At 65.8% G+C, this 17708-nt stretch carries 13 protein-coding genes and 1 riboswitch; of the genes, 6 read left to right on the forward strand and 7 right to left on the reverse strand.

What is annotated here, in order from left to right; genetic code table 11:
- Positions 1 to 97: 97 nt before the first annotated feature.
- Positions 98 to 3907, reverse strand: a complete 3810-nt coding sequence (locus tag V9L21_RS12255; RefSeq protein ID WP_337312162.1) for a DUF748 domain-containing protein — start codon at positions 3905 to 3907, stop codon at positions 98 to 100.
- A 592-nt stretch (positions 3908 to 4499) separates the two neighbouring features.
- Between V9L21_RS12255 and V9L21_RS12260 the strand changes: the two genes are divergently transcribed.
- The 3 genes from V9L21_RS12260 (at position 4500) to nrdR (ending at position 7270) form a co-directional block, all read left to right on the forward strand.
- A complete protein-coding gene (locus tag V9L21_RS12260; protein ID WP_337312164.1) occupies positions 4500 to 5351 on the forward strand; it encodes a lytic transglycosylase domain-containing protein in 852 nt (283 codons plus the stop codon).
- Positions 5352 to 5392: 41 nt separating this feature from the next.
- A riboswitch (ZMP/ZTP riboswitch) is annotated at positions 5393 to 5519 on the forward strand.
- A gap of 41 nt (positions 5520 to 5560) precedes the next feature.
- Positions 5561 to 6805, forward strand: a complete 1245-nt coding sequence (glyA, locus tag V9L21_RS12265) for a serine hydroxymethyltransferase (RefSeq protein ID WP_337312166.1) — start codon at positions 5561 to 5563, stop codon at positions 6803 to 6805.
- Between the two features lie 21 nt (positions 6806 to 6826).
- Positions 6827 to 7270 (forward strand): transcriptional regulator NrdR, encoded by a 444-nt coding sequence (gene nrdR, locus V9L21_RS12270; protein ID WP_007836918.1) that lies wholly within the window; start codon positions 6827 to 6829, stop codon positions 7268 to 7270.
- Between the two features lie 33 nt (positions 7271 to 7303).
- Here the strand turns inward: nrdR and V9L21_RS12275 are convergent, their stop codons facing one another.
- Genes V9L21_RS12275 through pilV form a run of 6 tightly spaced genes read right to left on the reverse strand, consistent with a single transcriptional unit; the run spans position 7304 to position 14507 of the window.
- On the reverse strand, positions 7304 to 7846 hold the full coding sequence (locus V9L21_RS12275; protein WP_337312169.1) for a GspH/FimT family pseudopilin: 543 nt from the start codon (positions 7844 to 7846) through the stop codon (positions 7304 to 7306).
- A gap of 20 nt (positions 7847 to 7866) precedes the next feature.
- Positions 7867 to 8301 carry a type IV pilin protein gene (locus V9L21_RS12280; RefSeq protein ID WP_337312171.1) on the reverse strand — a complete coding sequence of 145 codons (435 nt, stop codon included), beginning with the start codon at positions 8299 to 8301 and terminating at the stop codon, positions 7867 to 7869.
- The gene (locus tag V9L21_RS12285) at positions 8298 to 12263 is read right to left on the reverse strand and encodes a pilus assembly protein (protein ID WP_337312173.1); all 3966 of its coding nucleotides are present in this window, start codon (positions 12261 to 12263) and stop codon (positions 8298 to 8300) included. The genes V9L21_RS12280 and V9L21_RS12285 overlap by 4 nt, the downstream gene beginning before the upstream one ends.
- A gap of 31 nt (positions 12264 to 12294) precedes the next feature.
- Positions 12295 to 12948, reverse strand: a complete 654-nt coding sequence (locus V9L21_RS12290; RefSeq protein WP_337312175.1) for a pilus assembly PilX family protein — start codon at positions 12946 to 12948, stop codon at positions 12295 to 12297.
- On the reverse strand, positions 12945 to 13919 hold the full coding sequence (locus tag V9L21_RS12295; protein WP_337312177.1) for a PilW family protein: 975 nt from the start codon (positions 13917 to 13919) through the stop codon (positions 12945 to 12947). The genes V9L21_RS12290 and V9L21_RS12295 overlap by 4 nt, the downstream gene beginning before the upstream one ends.
- Positions 13920 to 13931: 12 nt before the next feature.
- Positions 13932 to 14507, reverse strand: coding sequence for a type IV pilus modification protein PilV (gene pilV, locus V9L21_RS12300; RefSeq protein ID WP_337312179.1), 576 nt, complete (start codon positions 14505 to 14507; stop codon positions 13932 to 13934).
- Positions 14508 to 14673: 166 nt separating this feature from the next.
- On the opposite strand from pilV, the gene ribD reads away from it, so the two are divergent.
- The 3 genes from ribD (at position 14674) to ribBA (ending at position 17705) form a co-directional block, all read left to right on the forward strand.
- Positions 14674 to 15801 (forward strand): bifunctional diaminohydroxyphosphoribosylaminopyrimidine deaminase/5-amino-6-(5-phosphoribosylamino)uracil reductase RibD, encoded by a 1128-nt coding sequence (ribD, locus tag V9L21_RS12305; protein ID WP_337312181.1) that lies wholly within the window; start codon positions 14674 to 14676, stop codon positions 15799 to 15801.
- Positions 15802 to 15888: 87 nt separating this feature from the next.
- On the forward strand, positions 15889 to 16554 hold the full coding sequence (locus V9L21_RS12310; protein ID WP_337312183.1) for a riboflavin synthase: 666 nt from the start codon (positions 15889 to 15891) through the stop codon (positions 16552 to 16554).
- Positions 16551 to 17705 (forward strand): bifunctional 3,4-dihydroxy-2-butanone-4-phosphate synthase/GTP cyclohydrolase II, encoded by a 1155-nt coding sequence (gene ribBA, locus V9L21_RS12315; protein ID WP_337312185.1) that lies wholly within the window; start codon positions 16551 to 16553, stop codon positions 17703 to 17705. The genes V9L21_RS12310 and ribBA overlap by 4 nt, the downstream gene beginning before the upstream one ends.
- The last annotated feature ends 3 nt before the right edge of the window (positions 17706 to 17708 follow it).

Consider the following 17708-nt stretch of genomic DNA (forward strand, 5'->3'; position numbering starts at 1 on the left):
TTCCATGCCGGGACAGCAGCCAAATAGCTGCTGGAAGGCCCGGGCGGCGGCCTACATATATAGAGAGCCGGCGCAAAAAACCAAGTGCTCTTCTGAGCTACTTCATAGCCAAGTTGAGTTCGGCGCCCGGTTTCCAATCGGCGCCGCCTGCCTTGGTTTTCACGGCGCCGAGGAACAGGCGTTCGCTCGGGAGCTTTTGCGCCAGGAGGTAGTCGCGCACCACGGCGCCGCGCTCCACGGCCAGTTGCCGCATCGACTCTTCATCGACCGGAATGCTGGTGATCAGCAGGTTTTCCATTTCCTTCACCGGCAAGTCCCTGGCCAGCCCGACCATGTTGCGCGGCTTGGTGATGTCGGCGCGCTTGTATACGGCGGTCAGGAGCTCGGGGTATTCGGCATCGGTGACTGGCGGCACGTCGGTGCCCGCCTGGCCGCCGCGCACGGCCGCACGCCGCTTCTCGGCCTGGGCCAGTTGGCGCAGGCGCTGGCGCTGGTAGGCATCGCGCTCCTGCTCGAGGCTGGAAGTGCCGACCACCGTCATCTGGAGAGTCGGACGCTCCGCCAGGGCCTTGGCGACCTTGTCCAGACTTTCCTTGGCGCTCGCGCTGAGCACCGAGCTGCCGGGTTCGAAGGTGATGGTGCTCGATTCACCGCTGCCCCCGCCGAGCCCACCGGTCAGCAGGCTGAACGGCGATGTCGCCGCTTTGACGATGAGGTTGACGATGGCCTTGAAGATCAGCGGACCGATGCTGAACTGCGGATCGTTGAGCGAGCCGCGCAGCGGCAGGTCGACGTCGATCACGCCGTTGCGGTCGGCCAGCAGGGCTACCGCCAGCCGCACTGGCAGGCTGTTGGGTGCGCCCTGCACTTCGTCGCCGAACTGCAGCTGGTTGAGCACCAGCTTGTTGGTGGCCGTGAGCTGGCCGTCGGCCGCAATCTTGTAGTTGACGTCCATGCTCATCTTGCCGCGCTCGATGCCATGGCCCGAATAGCGCACCGAATATGGCGACAGCGGCGCCAGGTCGAGATCGCGCATCTTGGCCGTGATGTCGAGCTCGAGCGGCTTGGCCAGCGGGTTGAGCTTGCCGGTGATTTCCAGCGCCGCCGTCTGCTGCGCCTTGCCGCGCAGTTCCAGGTCGGCCAGCGCCGGGCGGCCGCTCTCGCCCTTGGGCGGGTTCGACGAGAAGGAACTGAGCTTGCCGGTCAGTTCGCTCAGGTCGGCCGAGTAATTGGGCTTGACGAACAGGTCGGTGAAGTCGATCCGCCCGTTGACCAGGCTCATCGGGCCGAAGTTGATGACCGGCTTGGGCCCAGTGTCGGCTTCGGCCTGCGCCGTTGCAACAGGCGCCGAGGCCGGCCTGGCCGGCTCGGGGCTGCCGCCGACCATGGCCTCGGCCGACGCCGGGGCGCCGCCGGACTGCGGCAAGGGCGCCGTGGTGGTGCTGGTTCCGCCCAGGCTCCTGCGGGTCTTTGCCTCGGCACTGGTTGCCGCCGCGGCATTGCCTTCCGCCTCACCCTTCTTGGTCAGGTTCAGCAGGTTCAGCCGCCCGGTGGGGTCGACGATCACACGGGCAAAAAAGTCGGTCAGGGTGGTTTCGCGCACGTCCACCGCCGGCGGCGCGTTGGGCGCCATGCTCACCTGGAGGCCGCGCAGACTCAGCGTCTTCCAGCTCAGCAGCTGGTTGGTGTTGCGGTCGAAACCGGGCGACTGGGTCAGCGAGATGCTGTTGGCGCGGAAATCGTCGAGCGCGGTGTCCCCGGCCAGCTTCAGGGTCATGCCGGCCGGTGCGCTTGCATAGCGCACGGTGCCGCGATAGCTCGCGAACGCGCGGCGAATGTCCACATTGAGGGCATCCGCGTAGTAGGCCTTGAAGGCATGGGCGGGAAAAGACGCCACCTCGAGCCGGCCTTCAGCCGAAAGCGGCTTAAGCACCACGTGGCCCTTGTAGTCGAAGCGGCCCGGCTCGGCCCGCCGCGAGCCGATGCGCCCTGAAATCTGCAGCGGCGACACCGTGCTGGTCTCGGGCGCGACCTTCTGCGCGTTCAGGTTGAGCGCCGTGATCTCGACCGCCACAGGCGTTGCGCTGGCCTTGTCCGCATAGGAAAGCGTGCCGTTGTCGACCGCGAGCGTGCCGATGGTCAATGCCCACGGCCTGGTGTTGGCGCCCGGCGCTGCGGCCGCCGACCCGGCGCCCGCGGGCTTGGGCGCGGCCACCTTGGCCTCTGCCGTCGCGCCACCGGTGGGCGCCTTCAGCCAGCGCTCGAACATCCAGCGCTTTTCGCTGTCGCGCTCTATATGAACCTTCGGATTGGTGGCGGTGAAAGAAGCCACGTTCAGCGTGTGCTTCGTCATGTCGACCTCGGCGTCGACCAGTTCGAAGCGGCCGACGCTCGCCAGGGCGGTCTTCGCCTGGGTGAGCGCCAGGCCGTCGGCAGCCAGCCGCCGGGCCTTGAACTTGAGGTCGGGCTGGGCCCAGGCGATGTCGATCTGTCCGCTGAGCTTGCCGTCGAGCGTGGGCTCCAGGCTTTGCGCCAGATAGGGAGCCGCCAGCGACAGCGGCAGCGCGTCGACTTCGGTCTGCACATCGGCCATCTTGTCGGTGGCGCTGCCCTGGAACTTGAGGGTTGCGCCGGCGACGGCGGTGCTGCCGTTGAACTTGGCCGGCTTTTCCATGGGCCAGGTGACGCCGGTCACATCGAGGCCGAGAGCGCTCAGGTCGATGGCTGCGGTGGGATTGACGGTCTCGTCGCGCCAGCCGATGCGCCCGCCGCTGAGCGCGAGCTTGTCGACCTGGACCTTGAGCTTCGGTTTTTCAGGTGCCTTGCCGTCCGGAGCGCTTGCCGCGGCGGCGGGAGGAGCCGCTACTTTTTCGGCGGCCCCCGTGGTCGGATCGGTGGCCAGCAGGTTGAGTTGGCCCTTTGCATCGCGGGCGACCGCAAGCTGCGGAGCGGAGAGCGCAACTTCGCTCAGATGAAATACCGATTCCAGCGGCCGTACGTCGGCCAGCGCCAGCTTGAGCGACTCGAAGCCGAGCAAGTCTCGGCCGCGTGCATCGCCCAGCTTCGCGCCGCGGGCTTCGATGGTGCCGGTGATCTTCAGGCCGGGCGCGGCGGCCTGGGCAAAGTCGATTTTCAGGTCGGCATCCAGGCTGCCGGCCTGCAGCTTGACCGGCAAGCCGCCGGGTATGTAGCCCAGGTAGGGCACCAGGTCGAGCCCCTTGAACTGCACATGGGCGTCGGTCTTGCGACTTTCGGCGAACGGGGTTGTGAGCGCAGCCGAATCGAACTTGCTTCCGTTGAGGGTGAAGGCAAGCTTGGGCTCGGTGTTGATGTCGCGCTTGGAAGCCAGGTTGCTCAGGAACGGCACGTTGAGCACGAAGTCGCGCAGCTCGTGCTTGCGCTTGACGGTCTGGTCGTCGAAATCGACCGCGCCGTTCTTGATGGATATGTTGTAGATCGCGAAGCGCGCGGGCTCGGTCTTGGGGTCGGGCGGCGGGCCGGCCGCGAGCTTGGCCACGATGTCGTCGATGTCGTACTTGCCGTCGGCAAGGTGCGTGAGGAGGATGGCCGGCGACTCGACCGACACCGCATCGATCACCGGCGCCAGGCGCAAGAGCGACTGCAGCTCGGCGTCGGCATAGATGCGCTTGACGGCCACCTGGGGCCGGCTGCCGTCGGCCGTGGCAATGCTCAGATCGTTCAGCGCGAGTTCGAGGGTCCAGGGCTTGAAGTCGATCTTGCCCACGGTGACCTGCCGGCCGAGCTTCTCGCTTGCGATCTTCTGGATCTGGCTCTTGGCGATGGGCGGAACAGCGAGCCACGCAATGGCCCACAAGGCCAGAAGAACCAGCAAGGCGGCGATCCCACGCCGCATCCATTTGTTTTGTTTGAGCGAAGCTACATCCATCGCGGGAGTGTGCCGCAAAGAGAAGCAAAGCCAGAAACAAGAAAGCCCGGCAATTCGACGAAAGTCTCATTACCGGGCTTGATGGCGGGCATAAGACCCATGCCATCGTTTCGCGCGACCGGAAGTCAATGGTTCCTGCCGTGCTGGCAGCAAGAGATTGCCGCCGTGGATCCTCCATCGTTCGAGCCCTTGACTTGCACCTCGGGCTGCCGGATTTCGGAAAACCGCCTGAGAACTCAGGCGTGTTCAGATTAGGCGCCGCACGCTTGCATTGCAATGCCCGCATCCAAGGGATTTCCCTGTTGCTTCGAATCAAAAAGTTGGATTTGTTTAAATATGTAATCACATAAGGGAATGAATCCTTATGCTTGACCGAGTATTTAGCCACGCTAGAATCCGCCTGCCCCTGGCCTGCCCCAGACCCAGCAGGGGCCCCTGAACCCGCTGCCGAATTCCCACGGCTTGATCAGGTCGCCGCGCCCTCACCCCTACACCTCCACGCGCGGAGCCTGATTCGTACCAATCAAGCGCCGCTGCCTCATCCGTCGTCCTCCGGGCGCTGCGATCAGGTGCCGCATAGAAAGGAAGAGCGATGAACAAGGCGTTTGATGCCACAGCCCGCGGGCTAAGGACCTTTGCGTCCGATGTGGCAGACGGCTTTTTTGAAATCACCCACAACGGGTTTGCACTGGTCGGCCTGGCTATTGTGTTCGCGGCTCTCGCCCTGGTGGCGCGGCCTGATCTGCGCCAGACCGGCGAAGAGCAGCTCATGGGCTGGCTCCAGTCGCGCAAGCCTGCGCCCGAGCCAACCGACCTGGAGCCGACGGCCATCGTGCGCACCACGGCCGCGAGCCCCGGCGACCTGCCCAAGCAGCAAGCCGCGGTGGCCTACTGGCTCAGCAAGAAGTACCGCGTGGCGGCCGAGCCGCTCAGCGTGCTCGTCGCAGAGGCGTACCAACTGGGCAAGCGCACCAAGCTCGACCCGACGCTGATCCTGGCCATCATGGCGGTCGAATCGAGCTTCAACCCGTTCGCGCAGAGCCACGTGGGCGCGCAGGGCCTGATGCAGGTCATGACCCGCGTTCACGGCGACAAATATGAAAGCGCCGGCGGCACGCTCACCGCTTTCGACCCCGTGACCAACATGCGCGTCGGCGTGAAAGTGCTGCAGGAATGCATCGCCCGCGCCGGTTCGCTCGAAGGCGGCCTGCGCTACTACGTGGGCGCAGCCAATCTCGACGACGACGGCGGCTATGCCAACAAGGTGCTGGCCGAGCACGAGCGGCTGCTGCAGGTGGCCAACGGCCGCAACCCGCCGACCACGACCGCGCCCATCGTCCGCGCACAGCCGATCCCCATCGCTGTACCGCCGAAGCCGGAGCAAGCTGCCGAGCCGGTGGTGGCCGATCCTCAAAAAGTCGCACTGCTTTCCGAGGTTTCCTGAGCCCCTGCCCCATGGGCAAAACCATGGGGTGAGCTACACTCCGTTCCGTACGCGACTGGCGATAGGCGCAGCACCTCCAAAGGTGCCATGCGCTGACGTGGAATACCACTGGGAAGCGTGCCGCCTGGCATCCATTCAGGCGTTCAGCCGTTCGCCTGGGCAGCCCTTGTTTGGTTGAAGAACAAGGACCTCGTCTTCAAAGGACTGCCATGTACCAACGCAATATCCTGGTCGAACAGACCGATCCCGAAATCTGGGCTGCCATCCAGGCCGAAAACGCACGCCAGGAACACCACATCGAGCTCATCGCGAGCGAAAACTACGCCTCGCCGGCCGTCATGGCCGCGCAGGGCTCGCAGCTCACCAACAAATACGCCGAAGGCTACCCGGGCAAGCGCTACTACGGCGGCTGCGAGCATGTCGACGTGGCCGAGCAGCTGGCCATCGACCGCATCAAGCAGATTTTCGGCGCCGACGCCGCCAACGTGCAGCCGCATTGCGGCGCATCGGCCAACGAGGCCGTGATGCTGGCCTTTTTGAAGCCCGGCGACACCATCATGGGCATGAGCCTGGCCGAAGGCGGCCACCTCACGCACGGCATGCCCCTCAACATGAGCGGCAAGTGGTTCAACGTGGTGAGCTACGGCCTGGACGCCAACGAAGCCATCGACTACGACGCAATGGAGAGCAAGGCGCACGAGCACATGCCCAAGCTCATCATCGCCGGCGCCTCGGCTTATTCGCTGCGCATCGATTTCGAACGCTTCGCCAAGGTAGCCAAGGACGTGGGCGCGATCTTCATGGTCGACATTGCCCACTACGCAGGCCTTGTGGCCGCGGGCGTCTACCCCAACCCTGTGCCGCATGCCGACGTGGTGACCTCCACCACGCACAAGAGCCTGCGCGGCCCGCGCGGCGGCATCATCCTGATGAAGTCGCAGCACGAGAAAGCCATCAACAGCGCCATCTTCCCGGGCCTGCAAGGCGGCCCGCTGATGCACGTGATTGCCGCCAAGGCTGTCGCCTTCAAGGAAGCCATGACGCCGGAGTTCAAGGCCTACCAGCAGCAGGTGGTCAAGAACGCCCAGATCGTGGCCGACACCCTCACCGAGCGCGGCCTGCGCATCGTGAGCGGGCGCACCGAAAGCCACGTGATGCTGGTCGACCTGCGCTCCAAGGGCATTACCGGCAAGGAAGCCGAAGCCGTGCTGGGCGCCGCCCACATGACGATCAACAAGAACGCGATCCCCAACGACCCTGAAAAGCCGATGGTGACCAGCGGCGTTCGCATCGGCACACCCGCCATGACGACGCGCGGCTTCAAGGACGAAGAAGCCCGCATCACGGCGAACCTGGTGGCCGACGTGCTCGAGAACCCGCGCGATGCGGCCAACATCGATGCGGTGCGCGCCAAGGTGCATGCGCTCACGAGCCGCTTCCCTGTCTACCGCTGATCGTCCGCAAGACCTGGCCGCATGAAATGCCCTTTTTGCGGTCATCTTGAAACGCAGGTCGTCGAGACCCGTGTTTCGGAAGACGCCGACTTCGTGCGCAGGCGCCGCCAGTGCAGCGCCTGCGACAAGCGCTTTACAACGTACGAGCGCCCGGACGTGAACTTTCCGGTCGTTGTGAAGAAGGACGGCAGCCGCGCCGACTTCGACTCGACCAAGGTACGCGCCTCGATGATGCTGGCGCTGCGCAAGCGGCCGGTGAGCATCGAGCAGATCGACAACGCGCTGCTGCGCATCGAGCAGAAGCTGCTGGCCAGCGGCCTGCGCGAAATCGATTCGACCAAGGTTGGCGAGCTTGTCATGCGCGAGCTCAAGAAGCTCGACAAGGTGGCCTACGTGCGCTTTGCCTCGGTGTACCGCAGCTTCGAGGACGTGGACGAGTTCAGGCAGCTGCTGCGGGACATTTGAGCAAGCGGCGTCGCGGCAAGCCCCGGCGCCCGTTCATTTGCCGACGCTGCCGCACACGCCGCTTCCGCACTCACCCCGGACATCCGGGTTGCAGACCCTGGCGCGGCCCGACGCGGACACCACAATCGAAGCTCTGCGGCCCGACTCGGCTTTCAGCGTCAGGCATCCGGCGCCGAAGCCCGTGCCGCCCGCCCGGCGCGAGAAGCCATTGCTGTCGTAGTCCAGCCCCCGCACGAATCCATCTCCAAGCGCTGCGTCGACGCTCACCCCGTTCGGAAGCTTTTCGAACTTGCGCACCGTTTGCATTGCACTTTCCGGCCCGGCCTGCACGGCCCAGCCGCTCGACCAGTCGCTGCCCGCGAGGGCGCCCACATGCACCTTCTGCGAACGCTGGATGGCCTCGGTGCGGGCCAGGTTCAGCGCGGCCACGAAACCGCTCGAAGCTGCGGCAAGCCGCTGGTTGAGCAGCAGATCGCGAAACGCGGGAACGGCTAGCGAGCCCAGGATCGTCATGATGGCCACCACGGCCATCAATTCGACGAGGGTGAATCCGCCTGATGCGACGCTCGCGCACATGGCGCATCGCCGGCCACTCCTCATTGCCAGCACCTGGCGCCCGCCGTGCCATTGCAGCCCTTGTCTCCCATGCTGTCGATCCAGAGGGCTCCGACCTCCGGATCGGCGTAGCCGGGCTTCGGGGTTGCCGTGAGCCTGATGCAGCGCTCGATGGTGCCCTGCCCCTCGCAATTGCCGCTCTCGACGAGGTACTTGCCGCCCGCACCTCCCTCGCCGGATCCGCCTTCGTAGCGCTTGTACTGCCCGGCCATGGTGTATTGCCGCTCTTGCTGCTGCATCTGCTGCATCAGGGCGGAGCGCGCTTCGGTGCGCCAGCCCTTGCGCATGAAGTCCATGTACGACGGATAGGAGATGGCGGCCAGGATGGCGAGGATCGCGACCACGATCATCAATTCGATGAGCGTGAAGCCGCGAATGCGAGTGGCGGTGCCGTTTGCCGGCGTGGCGGCTTTCATGGCTTTGCTCCCTGAAAATCGACGATCTGGCGCCAGTTCAGGCGCCCGGCTACCTGCGAAACCTGGCCGCCTTCCACCGGCTGCACAGTCGAAATGGCGGCCCCGCCAGGGCTGCCTCCAGAGCCGACGTTGATTGCCGAGAGCTTCTTCGTGGCCGAACGGCGCCCGAACGCATCAGGTGAGGCATACGCCCCTTCTCCAAGCGCAACGAGCAAAGGCGACGACAACAAACCCACCGTTGAAGGCACGCAGGTCCCGCCCTTCGAAAGCCCTGTCATTGCATTGACCGCGCAGCTGCGGCCGCCGCCGCTTGCGTCGCAGGCATTGCCATTCGGTATCAGCGTGTTGAAAAACAGGTAGCCATCGCTGAGCGCCAGCCGGGTCACCTGCCGCTCGCCAGAGTCGAGCGACCCGGGAAGATCGAAGTACCAGCCGCGGCGGCTTGCCACGCTGCGGTTTCCGGTGCCGTAGACGAAAGGTTCGCCCACGATGGCCGGCAGTGCCTGGCCGGCCGCAGCGGCCGCGGTGCGCGCCTGAAGCTGGGTGCGCGTTTCGTGCGCGGAAATGGCGGTGCCCGAGTCGTACACGCCGTAGAGCGTTTGCACCGCATGGCTGGCGCTGCCGATGTCTTCGGCGCTCACGAACTTGCCGGTGCCGAAGAGCACGATGGCGCCGCCGTTCGGCCCTGCCCCCACCTCCGGCGCCACGGTGATCGGTTGGCGCTTTGCGCCCGCACCGGATGACATCGCAACCATGAGCGGCAGGCCCTTCAACCCGAGTGCGTTGTCCTCGTTCCATGGCGCACGGCCGGTGAAATCGAATTTCCACAGGTTGCCTTGCGTATCGCCTGCGTACAGCCAGCGCACCGATCCGTCCGCTGCTGCGTAGTCGCCGGGCGTGCCAAGGGCATTTGCCAGCGTCTTGTCCGCTGGAGCCGGCAGCACGACCTTGTGATAGTTGACGCCCCGCTTCCAGGCAGCGCCAGCGGGCTTGTCGAGCGAGAGCAGGAACAGCGCCCCGCGCCGGTCCGGATTGGCGTTGTTGAAGCCGGAGGGAACCACGGCAAACCACCCATAGGCCGCGGCCCCGGTGCGTGTGGCTGCGGAAAGGCGGAACTTCAAGATGCGCGGCGCGTGGAGCACATGGCCCATGTCCTCGTCGTCGAGACCGGTGAACTCCCACAGAACCTTGTCAGCTGAAAACGCAGCGGGGTTCGAGACATCGAGCGCAAGGACGCCGCTTGCCCCAGCACCCATTCCGGAAACCAGCACTGTCTTCCAGCTGCCATCGGCCATCCTGGCTTCCGTTGCGGCGGGGGACCCATCGACATAGGACTGATGCACATGGTCTGGCGAGCTGTAGCCCCCGAGCTTCGGCAACACGGCGCGTGGCACGTAGGCGAAGAGCTCGCTTCCCGTGGCGGCCGAGAAGGCGTGCAGCATGCCGTCGTTGGCGCCGACGTACACCGCCGGGGGCCGCGCCTTGTTCGCCTCCAGGAACAGGCGATAGCCGGCATCCTGCACATGCGGGCCCGGCGCGCCCATGAACAGCGGGTTCGAATTGGCAACATCGCCCATGACCGAGTCACGCACGCGGAATGTTCCACCCGGCGCCGACAGTTCCTTGCGGCGGTCCCCGCGCAAATAAGCCACCCGGTCGGCTCCCAGTGCATCGGATGCCGCGGGCACCGCATAAGGCGTGGAGTTCAAATGGCCTCGCGCTAGGTTGTCGAGCGACTCCCAGCGAAAAGGCGTGCCTCTGCCTGCCGACGAAAGGGTGAAGATGTTCCTGTCCGAGGGATCGCGCGCCACAAGTGCCGGCTGAGCGGATGCATTGCCGGTCAACAGGGCTCCCGCGTCCCATGCGGGTTCATCGGCCTGGCGCACCGTGCCCGCAGCGGCGTCGTAAGCCAATGGATACGACAGCAGCGTGCCCGACCAGCGGCGTCCGCTGAACCGCGGCACGTAGAGGCTGCTTCCGGCTTCCGCGATGCGGTCCGACGAAACGGCCGCGTTCGCCGTGCTCCCGCCTGATGGCGCTGCTGCCGACTCGAAAATCCGGTGGATCGCACCTAGCAATTGCCGCGGCTCGCCCACCAGGAAGTAGTTGGACGGCTTGGGCTGGCCATCGTCGTCGATGCCTTCGGCCCATTCGGAATTGCCCGCCACGTCGGTCTGGCCACCGCCGCCTGAGGCCCTGAACGGATTGCCGTCCGCGTTGCTGTCTGCAAAGCCCCCGTACTTCGACGCCAGATGAAGCGCGCTGCCGCGCTGCGCTTGCCCGATGGTCCCCTGCCCGCCCGCGTCCAGGTCTATGCCGAAGGTCTGGACCCGCACGTCGGGGTAGTCGGCGCGAATCTTCTGGGTGTTCGCCCAATAGGCCAGGCCCGCCATGCCGAACGACCCCTTGTCGGCGCCTGTTTCCGCAGCTGCGATGGTGCTCGCCGTCAGTTGCGCGCCGCCCTTGTAGTTGAAGGCAGGAAGGCCGCGATTTCCGGTCGTTGCAAGACCGGCCTTTCCCGAAGGGTGGGTATAGGACAGCGACTCGCGGTTCTCGAAAGCGCCGACCAGGCGGGTCCAGTAGGAAGTGTCGGGCTCGAACGACGCGTTGCTGAAGCTGCGGCCCCCGCCCGGCAGCCCGGGCAAGGAACGATCGCCGTGCGTTTCGAGATCTCCGATCGCCAGGATGAAGTTCTTGCGGCAGCTCGCACCCACTGGGTCCCAGCTCTTGTGGCCGTCAGTGCGCCACTGCGCAGTGTCGTTGTAGACCGGCAGCCCGTCCTTGCGCGGATCGTCGCCAGCTGCGACGCCCGCGATTGCATCCCGCGTGGGCACCTTGCCTTGCAGATAGCGCAGCGACTCGTAGTACAGCTCACCCGCTGGGTCGAACTTCTTGTACGCACCGGCGCGTCCGAAGCGGTTCAGATAGCCGATGATTCCGCCGGAGCGGCCGCCCTGCGCGGTGGATATCGGATCGCCGAGAAAGACGCCGGTCCTGGCATCCCATTCGGTCTGGGGGTTGTCCACCCTGTCGAGCTTGGCCTCCAGCTTTCTCGGCCCGGCGTATTTCATCGGGGCGCGCAACACGCCTCCATAACGGGCCTGGTCGTTGTCGAGCAGATAGCCGAACACGGCGAAGCGAAGCCTGTCGGCGTAGCGCTGTATCTCTCCGGCGGGCTTGAAATTGCCGCTCGGGTACTTGAGGCACAGGTCGCCGCGCGCCGCCGCTTCGGCCGCGGTGCAGACCTCGACCCGCGCGAAGTACGGAGCGCTCACCGCGCCAGGGCCGTATTTCTGGTCGGTGCCGGGGCTGGCGCAGCTGCCGCTTGCGCTCGGTCCGACGAACATGCGGTCACCGCAATGATTGAAGTGAAGCGTGCCCGCCGAGCGCAACCCGCTACTGCTGCCCGCCACCAGCGGCGTGAGCTTGTCAAGGTTGCCGGCCACGGTCTTGTCGGGAAAGTGGCTGCTCCGATAGAAGTCTTGCGGCAGCACTGCGCGTTGCAGCACGGTACGGTCGGCTTCGTCCACCACCCGGTCGCCACCTGTCAATGCAAGCCTCAGCACGTCGACGGTGGACGTCGCGGCCCAGTTCAACAGGTTGCCGCTCCATTGATGCGCGCACGCGATCTCGCCGCCGGCGAGCCGGGTTGCCGGGGACAGGCGCTTGAAGTGGCCATCGGCGGGGGCGTAGCCGTAGCAGGCCATCGGATCCCAATAGCCCAGGTAGGCCCTCTTCCAGTCGAAGCTGCCGCGATAAGCCGCCCCGGTGTTCGAGAACTCCAGGGCAAGGTCGAGCACCATGTTCGGGTCGACGCGCGACGCCATGGAAGACAGCGGCTCGCTCGGGAGCTCTACAGCCGGCGCCACGCCGCTCTCCGCTGCAAATACCGAGGTACCGATGCAGAGCACCCATGCAGCAACAGCTGCCGCCAAGCGCACGCGACTTTCAGGAGAACGCATTCGGATTCCGTTTCAGCAAAAGAGGGGAAAGTCAGGACGGGCAACCTGGGCTGGCGGCCGGCTTGTACAAATTGGTTTGCAGCACCACCTGCGTCTCGTCTCGTACGCCGTAGCCGATGGCCGTGACGCGAAAAAGATGCGAGGCGTTTCGCGCGCTTGCGCTTTGGAGCTGGCTGGACTGCCACCCGCCGAGGTTGCGCACCGCTTCCACGATGTAGCGCGGAGCGCGTGCGGAGAGCGCGCCGCCGCGAGCGCCTGCGGCCGCACCGGCCGTTGCGTAGGTTTGCGCGGTGAAGGTGCCGTAGGCGACCGAGGTTGTGCTTTCGGCTGCGAAGTCAGCCGTCATCCAGGCCGGGTTGGCGCCGTCCTCGGCTTGGGCGCACAACCCTTGGTGAATGCCCGTGCCGCCGCATCCCGCAACAAAGGCCGAGACATCCTTGCCGTTGAAGACACACAGTCGCTGCGCCGCGCTTGGGTTCGGGCCGAGAAGGTCTCGCTCGGCGTCGACCAGCGCCGCTTCGGCGGCCTGGAACGCGATCTCGGTGTCGCGGTCGTTGCGTGCGCTTCGCTCGCCGACCAGCGAGACCTGCGCCGCACCGATGCCCAGCACCATCGCGATGAGCAGCATCAGCAGCACCACGATCAACGAGAAGCCTCGCTGCGGCGAAGGGCCGCTCCGGCTCATGGCGCCGGCTCCTTCATGACGTTGCGCAGCATGACCGTGAAAGTGGAGGTGCGCCTCAACCTGCCATCCGCCGGCGGCATGAAGCTCGCGCCAGGAAAGTCGGCGCCGAGTGGATAGAGAAGCTCAACCTGCGTTCGTGCTCCGCCAATGCCAGGGCCGCTGCGCGCAACCATGCCGATGCGAAGACCGACCACCTTGCGCCACTCGTCGTTGATGCCGGCGGTGGAGCCCGCCAGCGCCTCCAGTTGCACCGCATCGAGCCAGCGTTCAGGCACGCCGTCGCCATTGCCGTCGTAGGCGTAGACGACCTTGAATACCTCGATGCCGCGCGCAAGCGGCTCGGACCTGAACGCGCCTTGCTTGTCGCTGCGGTACTTGCAATAAAGCTCGGGCTCCTTGTCGGTGGCTTCCGCCACGAAGAAGAAGCTCCATGCACGATCGTCGAGCGACGGTACGTCGTCCGCAGGCCCAGCTTGGGCAATGCCCATGCAATCGACCATGGTGCCGTCGGGTTCGCTGTCGCCGCCTCCGGCGCGGCTGCGGCCGAAAAACCGCACCCGCAGCGAGTCGCTCCCGTTCACGCCCCTGCTGTTGTGGCTGCCGTGGCTTTCATCCATGGAACCGACCCGAGCATTGCTCGCGCCGACGATGTCCAGGTCGGATGGATCGTCATGCGAGGCCATCAGGTTTGCGCTGCTGCCGATGACCACGGTGCCGTCGGAGCCCAAGCGGTCCGGTGCGTAGTCGGAATAGCCGGCTTGCCGCACGATGCCCCTGACGACGGCAGCCGCGAACCTCAGCGAATCTTCCGCCGCCTGCGCTTCTGCATTGGCGGTAAAGAGCTGCCGGCTACCAAGGAAGGTGGCCATGGCGGCCAGCACCACCACCAGGCCGATCGCGGCGGCGACCATCAGCTCGACCAAGGTCATCCCGCACTGGCGCCGGCGTCTTGGGTAACAAGGAACTCGCATGCCCGCCGCTCCCTAGCCGGAAACCAGCTGCATCACCAGTCGAGGCGGCAACTCCCGCTGCGGCTTGCCGTCGTGCTTCGCGTCCGCGGCATCGACGTGCGGCACCCAGCCGAGCTTGACGACCACGTTGCGGCCTGACTGGCTGCATGGCCATGTGTATTCACCGGCCGACGCGTTCCAAAGGTTGTCGTCGAAGCACACGCTGACGCGGGCACCAGGCAATGCCTTGGCAACGCGGCGCTTCCATTCGCTCATGTCCCAGGCAGCCAGGCTTTCAGGATCGCAAGCCGCGCCTGCCGCCGCGCATTCTCCCGGGGCGGTGCCCGTGCCGGCATCCGCGCTCCAGTTAACGACGAGGTAAGTATTGGCCGCGTCGTTCCTTGCCGCGACGCCCGGGTTCATTCGAACCTTTTCGGAGAGGTCGCGAGCGAGGTTGACTGCCGCAGCGAAAGTTGCGGCTTCCTTGCCCGTGCGCACAGCCGTGAGCAGCATGCCGATGGAGCCGAGCAAGCCGACGCTCAGCACCGCGATGGAAACGAGCACCTCCACGAGCGAAAAGCCCGTGGCGGCCTGCCTTGATGTAGCCATTTTTTCGATGTCCTCCCCTGTGCTGCAACTTCGGTTGCTTCTTTATTCCTGCATCGAAACTGGAGCGTAGGTGCGGCTCTCTGCAGACCGTTTGCCGTTCATCCGCTTTTGACCGCCGCTCGTATGATCCAGCGGCCCCGGTGTTAAATAATTCTTCTCGCAGCCCATGCCTTTCCCCGAACAAGACGCGCAGCACATCGCCACCGCATTGCGACTGGCTTCCGATGCGCTGTTGCTGACCGATCCCAACCCGCGCGTGGGTTGCGTGCTGTGCGATGCAGAGGGCCGCGTGCTGGGCCAGGGCCATACGCAGCAAGCCGGCGGACCGCATGCCGAAGTGATGGCACTGCGCGACGCTGCGGCCAAAGGCCATTCGGTTGTGGGTGCCACGGCCTACGTCACGCTCGAACCCTGCTCGCACCACGGGCGCACCGGCCCCTGCTGCGACGCGCTGATCGCGGCCGGCGTCGGCAGGGTCGTGGCATCGCTTGCAGACCCGAACCCGCTGGTCGCTGGACAGGGTTTCGCCCGCCTTCGGGCAGCTGGCATCGAAGTGCAAACCGGCCCCGGCGCGGCCGAATCGCGTGAACTCAACATTGGTTTCTTCAGCCGCATGGTCCGCAAGCTGCCCTGGGTGCGTCTCAAGGTGGCGGCCTCGCTCGACGGCAAGACAGGCCTTGCCAACGGCGTCAGCCAATGGATCACGTCCGAGGCCGCCCGCGCCGACGGCCACGCATGGCGCGCTCGCGCCAGCGCGGTGCTGACCGGCGTCGGCACGGTGCTCGAGGACAACCCTCGGCTGGACGTGCGCATGGTCGAGACGCCGCGCCAGCCGCATCTGGTGATCGTCGACAGCCATTTGCAGGCCCCGCCTGACGCTCATGTTTTCATAGCAGGCCGCCCCGTATGGATTTACACGGCTGTCCGCGACGAAGCTCGCGCTGCCGCCCTGGAGGCACGCGGCGCCACCGTGACCTGCCTGCCCAATGCAGGCGGCAAGGTCGACCTGGCCGCCATGCTGCAAGACCTGGCAGCGCGCGGCGTCAACGAACTGCACGTCGAAGCCGGCCACAAGCTCAACGGCTCGCTCATCCGCGAAGGCTGCGTCGACGAATTGCTGGTCTACCTGGCGCCCAAGCTGATCGGCAGCGGCCTCGACATGGCGAGCCACCTGCACGCCGAAGGGCCGCTCACCACGCTGGAGGGCGCACTGGCGCTCGAATTCAAGTCTGTGCAGATGCTCGGGCCCGACCTGCGGGTCGTCTCGCGCGTGCGTGGGCGCGACAGCTTCTAGCGGCCCGGCTCGGGCAAGCTGAGGCCGATTGCACGGCCAAAGCGCCGCGGAAAGGCCGAGGGCCCCCGCATCTGCGAAAATGTGCAAATGTTCACCGGAATCATTACCGGCGTGGGGCGCATCGCCGCCATCCACGACCTCGGCCCCTCCTCCTCCTACGGCAAAAGACTCGGCATTTCGGTGCCCGACGGATATCTCGACGATGTAGGCCTCGGTGACAGCATTGCGCTCAACGGCGCCTGCATGACCGTGACCACCCTCGATCCGGCGCAGCAGCTGTTCACCATCGACATTTCGGCCGAATCGCTCGACAAGACCGCCGGCCTCACCGAGCAAGGCGCCCGCATCAACCTTGAGAAGGCGCTGCGCGCCAGCGACCGGCTGGGCGGGCACATCGTTTCGGGCCATGTAGATGGCATCGGCACGGTGAGCCACTTTGCGCCCGTGGGCGAAAGCTGGGAGCTGCGCGTGGTCGCACCGCCCGCACTGGCGCGCTTTCTGGCCTACAAGGGCTCCATCACGATCAACGGCGTGAGCCTGACGGTCAACAGCGTGAGCGACATCGAAGACGGCGCGGAAATCAGCATCAACCTGATTCCGCACACCGTCGACAACACCTCCCTCGGCAGCCTCCAGGCCGGCTCGAAGGTCAATCTCGAAATCGATACCGTGGCGCGCTACGTGGAGCGCATGCTCCAGGCCGGCGTCCTGGTGCCAACTCCTTCCACGTATTCCAAGGACACCGCCGAATGAACGCCTCCGTCACCCCTATCGGTGCGCCTCGCGGCTCGCGGGCACCCGCGCCGATTTCCCCGGTCGAGGAGATCGTGGCCGAGCTTGCCGCCGGCCGCATGGTGATCCTGGTGGACGAGGAAGACCGCGAGAACGAAGGCGACATCGTCATTGCGGCGGACCACATCACGCCCGAGGCAATCAACTTCATGGCCCGCCACGCGCGCGGGCTGATCTGCCTCACGCTCTCGCGCGAAATGTGCGAGCGGCTGCAGTTGCCGCCCATGGTCTCCCGCAACGGCGCCAAGCACTCGACAGCCTTTACCGTTTCGATCGAAGCGGCCGAAGGCGTGACCACCGGTATTTCGGCCGCCGACCGCGCCCGCACCGTGCAGGCCGCCGTGGCGCGCAATGCCGTGGCCAGCGACCTGGTGCAGCCGGGCCATATCTTTCCGCTGCAGGCGGTGGACGGCGGCGTGCTGATGCGCGCCGGCCATACCGAAGCCGGCTGCGATTTGGCAGCCATGGCCGGCTGCTCGCCCGCCTCGGTGATCTGCGAGGTGATGAACGAAGACGGCACCATGGCGCGCCTGCCCGACCTGCAGATTTTTGCGGCCGAGCACGGTCTGAAGATCGGCACCATTGCCGCGCTCATCGAGCACCGCAGCCGCACCGAATCGCTGGTCGAAAAAGTCGGCTGCCGCGAAATCCAGACCGCGTGGGGCAGCTTTACCGCCCACGCCTTCACCGACAAGCCCAGCCGCGGCGTGCACCTTGCGCTGGTGCGCGGCACGTGGGCGCCGGACGACGTGGTGTCGGTGCGCGTGCACGAGCCGCTCTCGGTGCTCGACGCGCTCGAAATCAACCGCTCGCTGCACTCGTGGAGCCTTGACGCCAGCCTGGCGCACATTGCGAACGAAGGCAAGGGCGTGGCCGTGCTGCTGAACTGCGGCGAAACCGCCGGCGAACTGCTGGCCCAGTTCGACGGCACCGCGCGCCCCGCGCAAGCCCCCGAGCGCGGCCGCATGGACCTGCGCAGCTATGGCATCGGCGCGCAAATCCTGCGCGAATGCGGTGTGCACAAGATGAACCTGCTCGGCACGCCCCGCCGCATGCCGAGCATGGCTGCGGGCTACGGCCTCGAAATTGCCGGCTACCTCACGAAAGACTGACAC

Source organism: Variovorax sp. CCNWLW235 (genome assembly GCF_037204085.1).
GTDB lineage: Bacteria > Pseudomonadota > Gammaproteobacteria > Burkholderiales > Burkholderiaceae_C > Variovorax.